Annotated in this window: 16 protein-coding genes; 1 reads left to right on the forward strand and 15 read right to left on the reverse strand. The window is 46.1% G+C overall.

The features are described 5' to 3' along the window. Nucleotides 1-214 precede the first annotated feature (214 nt). From OCV70_RS06555 to OCV70_RS06585, 8 genes are all read right to left on the reverse strand, one after another. Complete coding sequence (locus tag OCV70_RS06555) at nucleotides 215-1,108, reverse strand: ABC transporter permease (RefSeq protein WP_173767771.1); 894 nt, start codon at nucleotides 1,106-1,108, stop codon at nucleotides 215-217. Further along, nucleotides 1,108-2,115 carry an ABC transporter permease gene (locus tag OCV70_RS06560; RefSeq protein WP_021926193.1) on the reverse strand — a complete coding sequence of 336 codons (1,008 nt, stop codon included), beginning with the start codon at nucleotides 2,113-2,115 and terminating at the stop codon, nucleotides 1,108-1,110. Before OCV70_RS06560 ends, OCV70_RS06555 begins: the two co-directional genes overlap by 1 nt. Further along, the gene (locus tag OCV70_RS06565; protein ID WP_173767730.1) at nucleotides 2,116-3,018 is read right to left on the reverse strand and encodes an ATP-binding cassette domain-containing protein; all 903 of its coding nucleotides are present in this window, start codon (nucleotides 3,016-3,018) and stop codon (nucleotides 2,116-2,118) included. Further along, the gene (locus OCV70_RS06570; protein WP_262579463.1) at nucleotides 3,011-4,036 is read right to left on the reverse strand and encodes an ABC transporter ATP-binding protein; all 1,026 of its coding nucleotides are present in this window, start codon (nucleotides 4,034-4,036) and stop codon (nucleotides 3,011-3,013) included. Before OCV70_RS06570 ends, OCV70_RS06565 begins: the two co-directional genes overlap by 8 nt. After that, nucleotides 4,036-5,577 carry an ABC transporter substrate-binding protein gene (locus OCV70_RS06575; RefSeq protein WP_330385696.1) on the reverse strand — a complete coding sequence of 514 codons (1,542 nt, stop codon included), beginning with the start codon at nucleotides 5,575-5,577 and terminating at the stop codon, nucleotides 4,036-4,038. Before OCV70_RS06575 ends, OCV70_RS06570 begins: the two co-directional genes overlap by 1 nt. A gap of 491 nt (nucleotides 5,578-6,068) precedes the next feature. Continuing rightward, nucleotides 6,069-6,272, reverse strand: a complete 204-nt coding sequence (locus OCV70_RS06580; RefSeq protein ID WP_173767736.1) for a HEPN domain-containing protein — start codon at nucleotides 6,270-6,272, stop codon at nucleotides 6,069-6,071. Beyond that, nucleotides 6,220-6,444, reverse strand: a complete 225-nt coding sequence (locus tag OCV70_RS20130) for a nucleotidyltransferase domain-containing protein (RefSeq protein WP_173767773.1) — start codon at nucleotides 6,442-6,444, stop codon at nucleotides 6,220-6,222. Before OCV70_RS20130 ends, OCV70_RS06580 begins: the two co-directional genes overlap by 53 nt. A gap of 231 nt (nucleotides 6,445-6,675) precedes the next feature. Further along, nucleotides 6,676-7,560 carry a 4Fe-4S dicluster domain-containing protein gene (locus OCV70_RS06585; RefSeq protein WP_173767738.1) on the reverse strand — a complete coding sequence of 295 codons (885 nt, stop codon included), beginning with the start codon at nucleotides 7,558-7,560 and terminating at the stop codon, nucleotides 6,676-6,678. A 113-nt stretch (nucleotides 7,561-7,673) separates the two neighbouring features. Here OCV70_RS06585 and OCV70_RS06590 point away from each other — a divergent pair, with 113 nt between their 5' ends. Further along, nucleotides 7,674-8,585: a LysR family transcriptional regulator gene (locus tag OCV70_RS06590; protein ID WP_021926199.1), complete on the forward strand. Its 912-nt coding sequence runs from the start codon at nucleotides 7,674-7,676 to the stop codon at nucleotides 8,583-8,585. A gap of 91 nt (nucleotides 8,586-8,676) precedes the next feature. Here the strand turns inward: OCV70_RS06590 and OCV70_RS06595 are convergent, their stop codons facing one another. The 7 genes from OCV70_RS06595 to OCV70_RS06625 all read right to left on the reverse strand — a co-directional run bounded on the left by OCV70_RS06595 (nucleotide 8,677) and on the right by OCV70_RS06625 (nucleotide 15,307). After that, complete coding sequence (locus OCV70_RS06595) at nucleotides 8,677-8,880, reverse strand: hypothetical protein (RefSeq protein ID WP_117850319.1); 204 nt, start codon at nucleotides 8,878-8,880, stop codon at nucleotides 8,677-8,679. Nucleotides 8,881-9,212: 332 nt separating this feature from the next. Beyond that, entirely contained in the window at nucleotides 9,213-10,415 is a 1,203-nt protein-coding gene (gene hydF / locus OCV70_RS06600) for a [FeFe] hydrogenase H-cluster maturation GTPase HydF (protein WP_173767740.1), read from the reverse strand. Nucleotides 10,416-10,510: 95 nt separating this feature from the next. Then, complete coding sequence (gene hydG, locus OCV70_RS06605; RefSeq protein WP_173767742.1) at nucleotides 10,511-11,926, reverse strand: [FeFe] hydrogenase H-cluster radical SAM maturase HydG; 1,416 nt, start codon at nucleotides 11,924-11,926, stop codon at nucleotides 10,511-10,513. 74 nt (nucleotides 11,927-12,000) lie between these two features. Beyond that, nucleotides 12,001-13,062 (reverse strand): [FeFe] hydrogenase H-cluster radical SAM maturase HydE, encoded by a 1,062-nt coding sequence (gene hydE, locus OCV70_RS06610; RefSeq protein WP_021925125.1) that lies wholly within the window; start codon nucleotides 13,060-13,062, stop codon nucleotides 12,001-12,003. Nucleotides 13,063-13,276: 214 nt separating this feature from the next. After that, nucleotides 13,277-13,522, reverse strand: a complete 246-nt coding sequence (locus tag OCV70_RS06615) for a TM1266 family iron-only hydrogenase system putative regulator (RefSeq protein ID WP_021925126.1) — start codon at nucleotides 13,520-13,522, stop codon at nucleotides 13,277-13,279. 384 nt (nucleotides 13,523-13,906) lie between these two features. Further along, nucleotides 13,907-14,269 carry an aldo-keto reductase family protein gene (locus OCV70_RS06620; protein ID WP_021926223.1) on the reverse strand — a complete coding sequence of 121 codons (363 nt, stop codon included), beginning with the start codon at nucleotides 14,267-14,269 and terminating at the stop codon, nucleotides 13,907-13,909. Nucleotides 14,270-14,278: 9 nt separating this feature from the next. Next, on the reverse strand, nucleotides 14,279-15,307 hold the full coding sequence (locus OCV70_RS06625; protein ID WP_021926224.1) for a helix-turn-helix domain-containing protein: 1,029 nt from the start codon (nucleotides 15,305-15,307) through the stop codon (nucleotides 14,279-14,281). Nucleotides 15,308-15,390: the final 83 nt, after the last annotated feature.

Below are 15,390 nucleotides of genomic sequence, written 5' to 3' on the forward strand. Positions count from 1 at the left end.
TCCAAGGACTCGGTACTGGCGACTTGCTAAGTCTTACCAGACTGGATTCCCACCAGTTATATATTTGGCACCGAACTGGCGCACGCCTCCTTTTTTTATAATATAACACAGCCCCATATCTGCTTCAAACAAAATATGCTTCCTATGTGTTAAATTTTACTAAACCGTGTGATTATCGATTGGGCCAAAGCAGTTCTGGAAAATGATATTTCCATTACAAATTACTTTCCTTCTGGTTTCCACTCCTTCGCAGGTAGTTTCCAATGTTTGTCATACAAAGCAAGGTTGTTATCAGGAAGATTCCGGGGATGAGGATGATCCACCAGGAACTGGTCAGGAGGGCTTTTTCTGCAAGGGAAAGCATGCTTCCCCAGGAAATGATCTCCAGCGGAAGGCCAATTCCCATAAAACTTAAGGTAGATTCCGATATGATCGCACTTCTTATATTCATCACTACCATAAACATAATGGAGGGAAGGAAATTAGGCGTGAGATGCTTCCATAAAATATGAAAAAAATTACCGCCCATGCATCTGGACGCAATTACGTACTCATTGTTTCGGATCTGACGGACTTCTGTGCGTACCACCTTGGCAATACTTGTCCAGCTTGTCAGCCCGATCACAACAGAGAGGCTGAATACATTTGCTTTTCCCAAGACTGCCTGAAAAAAGATGATCAGCAAAAGGGACGGAATGCTAAGAAAAATTTCTGTAAAACGCATGAGGAGGCTGTCCAGCCACTGGGGTGCAATTCCGCAAAAAGAACCGATCACAATTGCAAGGAAAGTAGAAATAAAGGTAGACAATACTCCAATTGTCAGGGAAATCCTGCCGCCGTACCAGAGCATGGAAAAAATATCCCTTCCCATGGTATCCGTTCCAAATAAAAACTCTCTGTTCGGTGCCTGATTGTAATTTTGCAGATCCATATAAGTGGGGTCCTTTGTCATGATCAGCTCGGCGCACAGACAGCCCAAAATAATAGCTGCTAAAATCATAATTGAGATCAAGGGCTTTCCCTGGAACCATTTCTTTGGAAGCCGGGCAGTTCGTTCCGGTGCAGGACGCTGTCCTACAATCTGGAAGGAGTCGTTTGCTGTTTCCATCATAAATCTGTTACCTCCGAGGTATCTGTTATTTCCCGGGCCCTGATTCTGGGGTCAATGTGCTCATTTATGATCTGGCTTAACATGTTGCAGAAAATTACAAGGATACCGGATATCATGCAAAGGATCATAAGAAGATTATAGTCGTGATATCTGGCACTTTCGTAGGATAAGGCACCGATTCCCGGATAGGAAAATACGCTCTCGACAACAAAGGTTCCGCCCAGAACATGGGGAACTGCAATTGCCATAATGCTAAGATAGGAAGGCATAACATTTCGCAGGCAATGGCCAAACAAAATGCCCTTTTTGCCCAGCCCCTTTGATTTTGCCAGCAGGACATAATCGGCTCTTACCTCTTCCTGTATCTTGTTGCGGACCATATAAGCGTAATACCATAAATGCTCCAGGGATACAACGGTAAGGGGCAGGATCAGATGAAGAATCCGGTCAGGGATATCCGCTGCTTTTCCAGTGGAATAAGCACCGCTGCTTGGCAGAATCCGAAGGGTAACGGAAAAAATCAGGATCAGTACAAGAGAAATCCAGAATTCCGGGATGCAGCTGGAGATGGTGCCCAGCCTGCATAAGATTTTATCAATCCACTTCTCTTCATTCCATGCACAGAAGATTCCCAGCAAAAGAGAACCCGCAAAAATGATCAGAAAACCGATTCCGCCAAGCAAAAGGGTATTTGTCATTCTTTGGCTGATTACTTTTATTACGTCCTGCTTGTATTTAAAAGAAATGCCAAAGTTTCCATGAACTGCATTTTCCAGCCATTTTACATACTGGACATAGATTGGTTCATTCAGCCCCAGTTTTTCCATGGCCCATTCCCGTTCCGCTGGACTCATTTTTTCAGTCCGGTCTCCATAGTAGGAAACAAGAGGATCTCCAGGCGCAAGCCGCGCTACATAGAAAACCACCACAGACAGAAGGAAAACACTGCCCAGAAAAAGGAGCAGTTTTTTTCCATAATAAAGATTGCGGTCACGCTTTCCCATTTATCTTTCCCCCTTATAAGGTTTTAGCACAAAATGACCAGGGGATATTTCTTTCATTTCCCCTTCACCAAAATCAGATTCATCATAAACCACTAACTTTCTGTTTCTTTCGCGGATCGGATCTGGAATGGGAATTGCAGACAGCAAAGTCCTGGTATATCCATGAACAGGATTGGCAAAAAGTTCTTTGGCAGGAGCTAATTCCACCAGCCGGCCCCGGTACATCACACCTACCCGGTCACAGAGATATTCCACCATGGCAAGATCATGGGCAATAAACAAAAATGTAAATCCATGTTCCTGCTGCAGATGTTTAAATAAATTGATTACCTGTGCCTGAATGGAAACATCAAGGGCTGCTATAGGTTCATCTGCTGCCAGAAACTCCGGGTCCATGGCAAGTGCCCTCGCAATGGCAATCCGCTGCCGCTGCCCTCCAGAAAGCTCAGAAGGATACCTGTCCAGAAAACTTTCATCAAGACCTACATACTGCATCTGAAAAGCCGCCTCTTTCTGGCAGGTTCCCCGAGGCGGCGTAATATGATGGATCTTCAGCGATTCTGCAATAATATCTGCTGCTTTCATTCTGGGATTTAAACTGGAGGCAGAATCTTGAAAAATAATCTGCCTCCTGGTTTGCAGCAGCTTCTTATTCTGCCGGAATTCTCCGGGATCATGAATATTGATTCCCTTGTACAAAATTTTCCCGGCTGTGGGGGTGTAAATATTCATCAGGCAGCGTGCTATTGTGGATTTCCCGGAACCGGATTCCCCTACCAGTCCCAGGATCTCGCCTTTATAAATCTGAAAAGAAACATCATTGACTGCGTTAACAGCGATTTTCCTGGAAAGAGAAAAGCGGTGCGTCAGATTTTTTACTTCGATCAAAGTTTCTTTATTCAATTGGTTTTCCTCCCACTGGCGGAATTATTTTGGGTGCCCTTTTATCAAGCAGCCATGTGGCAGCAGAATGGGTATCGGTAATGGGAAACATAGGCGGCATTTTCTCATAGTCGATTCCAAGGGCGTATTCATTCCGGCAGGCATAAGCGTCTCCGTCTGGCGGATCGATCAGTGTGGGAGGCATGCCGGGAATGGTATAAAGCTGTGATTTCCCACGGGAAAAAGCAGGCAGTGAGCGCAGCAGCCCCCAGGTATAGGGGTGTCTTGGATCATAATAGATTTCCTCTGCGGTTCCGATCTCCACAATTTTTCCTGCATACATAACGGCAACCCGATCTGCCGCCCGGGCAACGACGCCAAGGTCGTGTGATACCAGAATGGTGGAGGTTCCAAGCTTTTTTTGAATTTCCCTTAGAAGGTCCAGAATCTGTGCCTGAATCGTTACATCCAGTGCTGTTGTAGGTTCATCCGCAAACAGGATATCCGGATTGGACGCAAGGGCAATGGCCATAACGCTTCTCTGGCGCATTCCGCCGGAAAAATGCCAGGGATAGAGATGGTACCGTTCTTTTGGACGCTCAATTCCCACCAGCTCCATCAGTTCGATGACCCTGTTATAAACCTCTTCCCTGGATTTCTTTGGATGGTGTACAAGGATGGCTTCTGCAATCTGCTGGCCGATTTTTATAGTAGGGTTCAGGGAGGTCATAGGATCCTGGAAAATCATGGAAAAGGCACTGCCGCGGATTTTTTGCATTTCCTTTTCTTTATAATCTGTAATGTCAGTTCCGTTAAGAAGGATTTTGCCGGATTTTATTTGGGCACTTCTCGGCAAAAGCTTCATGATGCTTTTGCACAGTACACTTTTTCCGCAGCCGGATTCGCCTACAATGGCCAGCACTTCTCCTTTTTTCAGGGAAAAAGAGACGTCCCGCACAGCCTGTACTTCTCCAGCTGTACTGTGAAAGCTGACGGACAGGTTTTTCACTTCCAAAACATTTTTTTCTGGCTGTTTCATTATTCTGCAATCGTCCAGTCTTTCACATTCCAGAAAATACCAACTCCATGGTGCCCCATAACGGTATGGGAATCAATTCCCTGAATGCGGGAATCCGCAACGTAATTGGCATCAATGTAGCAGATAAAAGCGTATGCGGGATCCTTTGCAAGCTCTTCTAGGAATCTGGCATAGGCTTCTTTTCGTACTTCGGGATCATCTGACTGGCGGGCCTTAGTGAGGTACTGGTCTACCAGTTCATTGGAATAGCTGGAGTAGTTGGCGCCTTTGTCTGTGCCGAACACTTTATAGGTATGGTCATCTGCATCAAAGGGGCTTCCCCATCCGATCAGATATGCCATCTGTCCGCCCCAGTCAACCTGGGTGGGGATTTCCACTGTGACATCCATTCCAATTTCCTTTAGTTCCTGGGCTGCAATCTGGGCAATGTCCGCACGAACCTGGTCGCCTGCACCTACACTGATCACAAAGCCAACCTTTTCCCCGTTTCTGTAATAGAATCCGTCCTCTCCCATTTCACAGCCTGCGTCTTCCAGTACTGCTTTTGCCTTTACAGGATCATAGTCATAATGCTCCACATTTTCATTGTTGTAAATATTTCTCTGAAGAGGACCGTAAGCAGTCATTCCCTGTCCAAGAAGAACTGCGTCTACAATTGCCTGACGGTCAATTCCGTAACAGACTGCCGGGATCAGATCGCGGTTGTTCTGCCAGTATTCATTGGCAAAATTAAACATGATTCCACGGTAATCAGATGTTTTCATATCATAGCAGGTGTAGCTTTCATCTTCTGTGAATGCTGCTGCATCCTTTGGTGTGAGAAGAGCCAGGTTTAGTTCACCAGATCTAAGCTGTAAGGCTTTTGCGTTGTCGTCTTCTACAATTTTGAAAACAATGGTGTCAATGTTAGGTGTGCCTTTGAAATAATCTTCGTTCCGGGTCAGGGTGATCGCCTGTCCTTTTTCCCAGGATTCCAGCTTATAGGGACCTGTACCCACAGGATTACGGAAGAAATCACTGGTCTGCATATCTTCTCCTTCCAGAAGGTGTTTGGGAAGAACTGCCATGGTCATGTAATCCAGAAATGCTACATTGGGGGCATCCAGCTGAAAAGAAATGGTGTGATCATCAATTACGTTGATTTCCTGGACATCCTCGTAGTTTGGTGCATTTTCGGAACCGTTTTCCGGATTCATAATTGCCTCGATGGTGAATTTCACATCCTCTGCAGTAACCGGTTCACCGTCGTGCCATGTGGCATTTTCTGCCATGTGAAATGTATAGGTATTTGTTTGGGTATCAAAATCCCAGCTGCTGGCAAGTCCGGGAACTACCTGGTTGTCGCCATCGTGGGCGGTCAGACCGTCAAAAAGCAAAATGTTGATTTCTCCGTGCTCATCCATGGCGGGATTGATCCTTGTATAATCACCGCTTCCGTAAACTAGCGTGGTGTCGTTTTCTTTAGCGCATACACAGACAGCGGGAATCATCATGCATGCACAGGCAATTCCAAGTCCAAGCAATGTTTTTCTTTTTCTCATTCTATTCTTATTCTCCTTCGTTTTACTTGTTCGAAATATTTCGTCTGCATATACAGCTTAACAAACAAGGATGAGGGGAACAAGCCCTGTGGGGGGGATAGTGAGGTATTCCTTTTTCTTATATATTTGGGTTATTTTGGAATGGGTAAAAAGAAAACTGGATAAGTTCCTGTAGGGGAGACGTATCCAGCCTCAGAGTTAAATTAATTTTTCGAAACGGTAGCAAGGTTGATTAATTTCTGGGATTCCGTGATGGCTCCAATTACAAGTCCCAGTTCAGCTGGAATTGATTTTTCTTTGTATATTGTATTGATTTTTTCAAAATTCCGTTCATAAAGAGTGCGGCTTATGTCAAACACTGTATTTACATCAGAATTATGAAAACAAAGAGATCCGCTTGTTCGCAATTGAAGAAACTTCCTGTAAAATAAAAAATGTATAATGCAGATTTCCAGAGACTGCATTATACATTTTTATTTTGCATATGGCTGCTATAACGACTCAATCGTTGTTTTTCCCCATTTTATAATTTCATCTGCCATTTTTAAGGCATCTATAACATGATGTTCCTCTAAAAACAGTTCACTGGGATATCTTACAACAACACCATATGGTGTCAGTTCGTCTGCATAATCATAAAATTTATCCTGGATAGATACCTGATTTTTTATTTTCGAATGTGCTTTCTGTTCCAACAATAATATCGACTGGACGTTTTTTTATCTTTCGAATAGAACGATATGCTTGGGTAGTTAAGTCTTTTAAATTTTTTATTTCATCGTTTACAATGATATAAAAATCAAAATCGCTTTCTTCCGTATAGGTATCATTTGCAAAAGAACCGAATAAATAAATTTTTAAAGGCAGTTGTTATTGTATTTTTATTTGCAGCCTAATTATAACACCTCTCTATGTAGTTGTCATGTAGATACTGCATGGTATTTCTCTTCATATTTAGCTGGCTTGCTGTTGGGGATTATTGTGCAACTGTGAACAGAGAATAGAAATACCCTCTCTTTGCAATCAGCGTATAGAAGAGCCCAGTGCTTCTGCTAACTGCTCCTGGGTCATGGAATATTCTTTTCGTAATCTGCTTATTTAGCCAAGCAGCTGTTTCTCTACATTTTCAAATCCGATTCGCTCGATGGTTTCTGCGAAGCGTTCTCCCTTGATGCCGTTATCACGGAAGAAAAGGATTGCCTTTTCGATTACGTCTAAGGCTTCGTCTTTGGAGGTGAAAATTTTACTGAGGGAGCGTCCTTTTGATACTTTTTTGCCCCAGCGGCCGCCGATGTAGATCTTGTAGCCGTAGGTGCCGTCTTCGATGGTGTGGAACAGGCATTTTCCTACGCAGCGTCCGCAGTGGCGGCAGGTGTCTTTGTCGATCTGGATTTTTCCGTCCACTACTTTTGCTGCTTTGTTTGGACAGGCGGCTTCGATGGCACATTTTTTGCAGCCTTTACAGACATCGGTGTCCACCTGGGGGATTTTCTGGCCGATGATGCCGACATCGTTCAGGTTTGGCTTGACACAGTTGTTTGGGCAGCCGCCTACTGCAATCTTAAATTTGTGGGGAAGGGCAACATTCCGGTAGCCTTCGTAGAAGCGCTTGTAGATTTCCTCGGAAATGGCGTAGGAATCCAGAAGTCCGTACTGGCAGGTGGTTCCCTTGCAGGATACTACAGGACGGACTTTGGCTCCGGTTCCACCGGTTACCAGGCCTTCTTTGGCGATAAACTGCTGGAATTCTTCAATCTTATCATAGGGAATCCCCTGAATTTCCACGGAAAGTCTGGTGGTGTATAGAAGGTTGCCGTTGCCGAACTTCTCTGCTGCTTCTGCCATGCAGCGGTGCTGTGCGGCGGTTACTTTGCCGTTTACGGTAAGGACACGGGCGGAAAAAAGGTCTGTTCCGCGATTGTTAAGAAAGCCCATTCCTTTTACGCGGGCTTCGTCTTCTTTGCTGACTGTTAATGCTGACATTTTGCTACCTCGTTTCATGTGTATTTCCTTTAATATAGCACTTGAGGATGTATTTGAAAAATGATATTATTTTATAGAAATGATAGGTATTTTCTATATAAGGAGCAATAGATATGACGATAAGACATCTGACGATTTTTGTTGCAGTGGCGGATCTGGGGTCTATGAGCGCCGCTGCTGCTTCTTTATATTTGTCTCAGCCGACGGTGAGCCAGGCCATTCGGGAGTTGGAAAAGCATTACAATGGTCTTCTTTTTGAACGATTGGGAAAGAAGCTGTATCTCACAGAACGGGGCCAGCTTTTGCTTCCCCAGGCGCGAAATCTGATCCGGCAGTTTCAGCAGCTGGAGGAACTGATGCTGAATCAGGGGCAGTCTTCCACACTGAAGCTGGGTTCTACTATTACGGTGGGAACTTGTTTGACGCCCTTTCTGATTCCCCGGCTTCAAAAGAACTGCCCGGAGATTCGGGTCCATTCTTATGTGAGCAATACCAAGGATATTGAGCAGAAGCTTCTTCGCTCGGAGCTGGATGTGGGAATTGTGGAGGGGGAAATCCTTTCTCCGGATCTTACTGTTCTTCCGATTATTGATGACTGCTTGGTGCTTGCGGTGGGAAAGGATCATCCATTTTATGGGAAAAAACGCATTCAAGTACAGGATCTTGTGGGGGAACCTTTTGCTATGCGTGAACAGGGAAGCGGAACCAGGCAGCTGTTTGAGGAGTATGCTGCGAAGCATCATATTTTTGTGCAGACGGTTTGGGAGGCCAACAGTCCCCGGGCGCTTCTGAATGCTGTGCTTTATGACCGGGTACTTGCGGTTATGTCTCTTCGACTGATGCCGCATGAGATCCGGCATGGAAAAATCAGGGTTTTTTATAATCAAAATGGGGAATGGAACCGAAAATTCAAACTTGTTTATCACAAAAACAAGTTCCTCTCTCCTGCTATTCATGAACTGGAAAGACTGCTTCACACTTATGAAAATATAGAACTTTCGCCGGATATGGGGATACTGGAATGATGTATCCAATATTTTCCATGTCTGGCGGAAGTGTAAAGAATTATTGAAATTTTATTCATCAAATCAAAAGGGCAGGAATATGGCTCCTTCATTAGATTTTACTGATCAATACTACAATTCCGGCGACGGCAAGGGCGATGATCAGATACAGAATGGTGGCCAGGCCGCGTTTCTCGGCCTCGTTTATGTATTCCTTTGGATAAAAATAGATACAGTTGAGTCCGCTGTCTTTAGCCGCGCATTTTACCAGCAAAAAGAACAGGAGACAGTACAGGATAAGTTGTAATAACAGCATAATCAAATCCTCCTATATAAAAAATGGAGGACCATCAGGTCCTCCGTCTGATTGCAGGACTCACCAGTATCAACATTTTTAAACAGGGTTTTGTGATATACCACTTCGCCAAGGCTTGTCAGGAGAGAGGTTTCATCCCTGCGGACAATATACCAGCCACGGCGCAGATCCTTTCTTTCCCTCAGCAGTATCAGAACCAACTTTTGCCCGCATTTTTGTATCTAAACCATTAAGAAATTCTATGGCAGGTTTGGTTCCTTTAGATTGGTATATGGTATATATACCATATTGTCAATTGCAAATTATTATATTACCGTTCACTGGTAATATAATCACAGCATCTCATGAATCTCCGGGAAGATGCAAAGGCTGCGGGCTAAGGTTCCGGTGATCAGGGCGATTATGGTGCCGTAGTTGGTGAAGGGGATGGACTGGTCGGTGGCGGTGCGCATGCGGTACTGGATTTCGCGGTGGTTCAGCATGCAGCCGCCGCAGTGGATCACCATGGAATAAGGGGCAAGGTTCTCTGGGAATTCGGTGCCGGAGCAGAATTGGAAATTCAGGGACTTGCCGGTGTACTGCTGGAGCCAGTTTGGCAGCTTTACGGTGCCGATGTCGTTGCACTGGCGGTGGTGGGTACAGCCCTCAGCGATGAGAACAGTGTCCCCGTCCTGAAGGTTTTTCAGGGCGGAAACGCCTGCCACTGCAGTTTTCAGGAAGCCTTTGTAATTTGCCATCAGTATGGAAAAAGAAGTCAGGGGGATGGAATCGGGTGTGATTTTTCCTACCATGGAAAATGCCTGGCTGTCTGTGATGACCATTGCTGCCTTATTTCCCAGCTGGTCCAGGGCTGCTGCAAGTTCATGCTCCCGGACTACCACTGCAATTGCCCCGGCTTCTAATACATCCCGGATGGCCTGCTGCTGGGGCAGGATCAGCCTTCCTTTTGGTGCGGATTCATCGATGGGACAGACCAGGATCACGGTATCAAGAGGTTTTAGCAAGTGGCCGACCAGTTTTTTTGTCATGATGTCGGTTTGAATCAGGTGGCCTAAGCGTTCCTTTAATTCTTGGATATTGGTTTTCTTTAGGGCGCTGACCCAGATCTCATGTTCCCCGGCATCTGGTATGGGAGAAATAAGGTCGGATTTGTTGTATACGATCAGATAGGGAAGCTCTTTTTCACGGAAAAGAGTGATCAGTTCCTGATCGGCAGTGGTTGGTCCTGCTGTGGCATCTACCACAAGTACGGCAATGTCAGTTTTGTTCAGGATTCGTTTGGTGCGTTTTACGCGAAGTTCGCCAAGCTCTCCTACATCATCAATGCCTGGAGTGTCAATGATGACTACGGGGCCAAGGGGAAGAAGCTCCATGGATTTGGTAACCGGGTCGGTGGTGGTTCCTTTTATGTCTGATACAATGGAAAGCTCCTGGCCAGTTACGGCGTTGACTACGCTTGATTTACCTGCGTTTCGGCAGCCGAAAAAGCTGATGTGGAGGCGGCCTGCGGAGGGTGTTTGATTTAAAGTGCTCATAGCTTAGCATCTCCTTTTTCTTTGAAAATACAAATGTGGGGACAGCAGACGCCATCCCCCAAGATATTTGCTCTAGAGCGTGTTTGAAAAAGGCTCTAGAACCGGAAATCCCGCTCTCCGCCTGCAATCTTCACAAGGCGCTCTTCCACAATTTTTCTTACTTTTTCGTTTGGAATATCCTGAAGCTGGGACTGGATCATGGTGTCGCCGAGGGTGCGGGTTTTGGCGGAGGCGTAATCCTGCAGGTATTCTTTTAAGGTCATCAGGGCGTTTGGCAGACAGCAGTTCTGGATCTGACCGGATTTGCAAAGAGACATGAACCGGTCGCCTGTCCGCCCCTCCCGGTAACAGGCAGTGCAAAAAGAAGGAACATAGCCCATTTCCATTAACCAACAGACTACCTCATCCAGGCTGCGGCGGTCAGAAATATCAAACTGTACCGTGTCTTCCGGTCGCTCCTCTTCCGTGTATCCGCCTACGCTTGTGCGGGAACCTCCGCTGATCTGGGAAATTCCAAGATGGAGCACCCGCTCACGGCAGCGCTGGCTTTCCCGGGTGGATACGATCATGCCAGTGTAAGGAACGGCAATGCGGATACATGCCACGATCTTGGCAAAGGTATCATCGCTGATTGCATTGGAAAAAGCAGAAGGATCGATATCATCCGCCGGACAGATACGGGGAACGGAAATGGTATGCGGTCCCACCCCGTGAACAGCCTCCAGATGCTCGGCGTGCATAAGGATTCCCGCAAACTCATAGCGGTATTTATCCAGCCCGAACAAAACGCCAAGTCCTACATCATCAATGCCGCCCTCCATGGCACGGTCCATAGCTTCGGTATGATAAGCATAGTCATGCTTCGGTCCCCATGGGTGAAGCTGCTCATAAGATTCCTTGTGATAGGTTTCCTGGAAAAGAATGTAGGTGCCGATGCCGGCATCGTGAAGCTTCCGGTAATTTTCCACGGTGGTTGCAGCGATGTTTACGTTTACCCTGCGGATGGCGCCGTTTTTGTGTTTGATGGAATAAATGGTTTGGATAGATTCCAGTATGTATTCAATGGGATTGTGGATGGGATCCTCTCCTGCTTCCAGGGCAAGACGCTTGTGGCCCTGATCCTGAAGAGCGATAACTTCCGCGCGGATTTCCTCCTGGGTCAGCTTTTTGCGGGGGATGTGCTTGTTGATGGCATGGTAGGGACAGTAAGTACAGCCGTTTACGCAATAGTTGGAAAGGTACAAAGGCGCAAACATTACAATACGGTTGCCGTAAAAATCTTTTTTGATCTGCTCGGCCAGAGCATAGATTTCCTGAACCTTTTCCGGGGTTTCGCAGGCAAGAAGCACGGAGGCATCCCTGTGGCTTAAGCCTTTACGCAGCTTTGCTTTTTCCAGGATCTCATCAATCAGGGGGAGGTCGTCTTTGTGTTCGTCTGCATAGGCAAGGGATGCAAGGATTTCTTCGTGGTCAATAAATTCTTCGGCTTTTAATGATTTGGGATCGTACATAATGGTTTCCTTTCTTTTGGGTCAGGACGGGCCTTTCCCATTAGTGAAGTGTTATGGAGTTCCGTATTCAGTTTTTATTTTGAGCGCCTGGAAAGATGGTCGCCTCTAGACACCACTACCTGATATCCAATGGATTTCATGCGCATGGAAAGACAGTTGCGGCACTGTGCTGCCTCATCCCCGGTGCAGATCTTGTTGTCGTAGAGTGCGTATTTTTCCCGCACCTCTGTAGGGGAAAGGTTGGGCATGCACACGTTTGCACCAGCCTGGATGCCTTTTTCCCGGCCCTTTGGGTGGATGGTTCCAAGGGCTGTGGTGGCCGGAAGCAGAGCCTGGGGAAGCATCAGACGAAGGATGCCAAGGAGAAAAAGGGTCTGCTCTAAGGTGCCGGGGGCCTGAGCCCGAAATGGGGTGTCTTTCTGTGGAATAAAAGGGCCGATGCCCACCATCTCCGGCTGCAGCTCGTGGATAAAAAGCAGGTCCTCTGCCAGCTGCGAACTGTTCTGTCCAGGAGAGCCTACCATGAATCCGCAGCCAACCTGGTAGCCAATGCTTTTTAAATCCCACAGGCATTGTTTCCGGTGAGCCAGGCTTAGTTCCGGCGGATGTAAAATCCGGTAGTGAGCATCCTCGGCAGTTTCGTGACGGAGAAGGTACCGTTCTGCTCCTGCGTCAAACCAGCGCTGGTAGGTTTCCCGATCATGCTCTCCCACGGAAAGGGTGATGGCGCAGTCAGGATGCTGACTTTTGATAGAGCGCACCAGATGCTCAATCCGTTCTGGAGTGTAAAAAGGGTCCTCTCCGCCCTGCAGTACGAAGGTGCGAAAACCAAGCTGATAGCCCTCTTTGCAGCAGCCAAGAATCTCCTCTTCGGTCAGCCGGTAACGGCTGGCATTTGGGTTGGAACGGCGGATGCCGCAGTAATAGCAGTCATTTCTGCAGTAGTTGGTGAACTCGATCAGACCGCGGACGTAGACATCTGTACCGTAATTGACCCTGCGCACAGCATCTGCTCTAGAAAAAAGATAGGCAGAAAGCGCTTCATTTTGCCCGTCCAAAAGTGTGATCAGTTCTTCTTTTGGCAGAATGTGCTGCTGTTCTAATTTGTCAATGCGTTCTATTTGTGCTTGGATCATAAACCATCTCCCTTTTATAAAAAAAATCCCGCCGCTTCGCTCCCCCTCTTAAAAGAGAAAGATACAGCGGCAGGATTTGTGTCTGCAAAAATATCACAGATCATATGTCTGCAAAAAAATCATCGTATCTTTCACCTCAAGGATTGGTTTCAGTGTCAGGGGATGCTTGTATTCAATTGTAAAAGCTTCTAAACTTTTCCAGGCTATACCTCTTTCAGACCTTGGAATAAGCCACCTTGGTGGAAATCCCATTCAGCCGTCCAAGAGCACCGGACAGTGCATTGATCTTGTCAAGGGGAGCATCCAGCACCACGCAGATAATGTTGATGCCTTTTTCACGATGGGGAATACCCATCCGTCCGATGATGTATTCTCCATAGGTATGCAAAAGTCCGTTCAGTGGTTCGACGGCGTCCGTATTCTCTACAATAATGCTGATCACAGCAACTCGCGTTTCCATGGAAAATCCTTTCTGTAAAATAAAAAAACAACAAGTTATTTGTGTTTATTATAGTGATAAATTAACCAAAAAGCAATAAAAATTATATTTTTAACAAGCATTTTGTACAAAAACAGTTACTGTTCATAGGTAATATTCCGCGAGGTGTTTTTTGTGAACAAAGTTCACAGAAAACCCGAGGATTGCGGCGCGAAATCATGCAAAGCATGATTTCTGTGCATCGCGAAGCGTGTTACTGGGCACGGAGTGAACCAGTAACCAAAAATAGTTGCTGCGCCGAAAGCATGCAGCAACTATTTCGCAATTGTATTTATTTTCCCTGAATATCCACTAATGAATACTCAGATTTGCATCCGGTTTTGAATTTGATGGCCCAGTCGAAGATTACGGAGGTGACGATGAAATTGGTGTTGTCACGCTTCTCAAGCCGTAAACACGGTCGTCTGAGGCAAGATTGGAATGGTTCTTGATGGTCATAAGGGGGAAAAGCTGTCCGGCATTGAATGGCTTCATGACGGAGATTCCAACGCCTTTTTTTTCACATCTGGAATACAGTTCATAGCGCTCGGCATTGCTTCCGATGGAAAAATCTCCCTGTCCGTAATCGTACATAGGGTTGATGGAAAACATCATCATGTCGATTAGGCCCATATCCAGAACCTTGTTTGCCAGCGTGGAGGCAGAGGTTAGGGGCAAAAGGTCTTTTGCCCCTATTTTGCCCCTGATATCATAATAAGGCTTAAACATGGGTTTAAGTCAAGAAAAACTTTCCTGGGAGCTGCTGGCTTGTTGGCTGGTTTTCTGGCTGGCGCGGAACTGCAGGGGTGTTTTCTGGTAAAATTTCCGGAATGCTTTTATGAAGCTGGCGCAGCTTTTGTATCCGGTTTCATGGCTGATCTCCAGGACACTGAGGCTGGTATTGCCAAGAAGCTGGGCGGCTTTTGTCATACGGCATTCATGGACATATTGTCCGATGGATATGTGATAGCACATTTGAAAACCAGCTTTCAGCTTCTGTTCATTCAGAAGCAGCAGCTTACTCAGCTCCGGAATACTGGGAGCAGACTCCGGGTGATCGGTGAGAATCTGATACGCCTGGCTGATGGCAGACAGGTCGAAAGAAGAAAAAGTAATCTGCCTGTTTCCCAGCATGGTACTTGGGCATTTTTCATCCAGGCTGAACTGGCCGTTTTTTACAGATTCACTGATGCTTCCAAGACACTGGAGAATGCATCCTTCCAAAATCAAAGGAGTAAGAGTGCCCCGGACTGCCATGTTGGTGAGCTGGCGCAAAGTAGTCATGGCTGCAGTAGGAAGCCAGTGATAAGTCACGTTTCTGGTAAAACAGGTTACGGAAAAAATGTGCGGATCCACAGTTTTCAGCAGTTCCACAAATGAAGGGGCGATAGAAACCTCAATTCCGCAGTACTGCTCTCCTTTTTTCCAGAACTGTTGTCCCTTCAGATGTCCTTCCAGCACCAGAAAAGAGTCCGGCGTGGAAGAATCTGCTTTTACTCCGTCAATTTTGAAATGGGTGATTCCGGTATAAAAGTTTCCGAAACGAAGCAGCGGTTCTTCATCCTGAAAAGAAATGGAAAAATTATGATGCACAGTATACTGGGCAACTGCCAGGCTGTAAAATCCCTTTCGTTCATAGAGAATCAGGAACCCATCCTCTGGATTTTCCTTATTATCCCATCTGGTACAGGATTCCAGGGATTTTGGGCAAAAGTTCAAAGCTTTCAATATTTTTTCCTGGAATTCCAGGTGCTTTTCCAATGACATAAAATCAGATTTCCCCCATCTTCTGTAATTTACAGCTTTTATTATACCAGGTATTTTCCTGAAAATGCAAAAGAATATTCCAA

The organism is Blautia acetigignens (assembly GCF_025566865.1).
GTDB classification, from domain to species: Bacteria; Bacillota; Clostridia; order Lachnospirales; family Lachnospiraceae; genus Blautia_A; species Blautia_A acetigignens.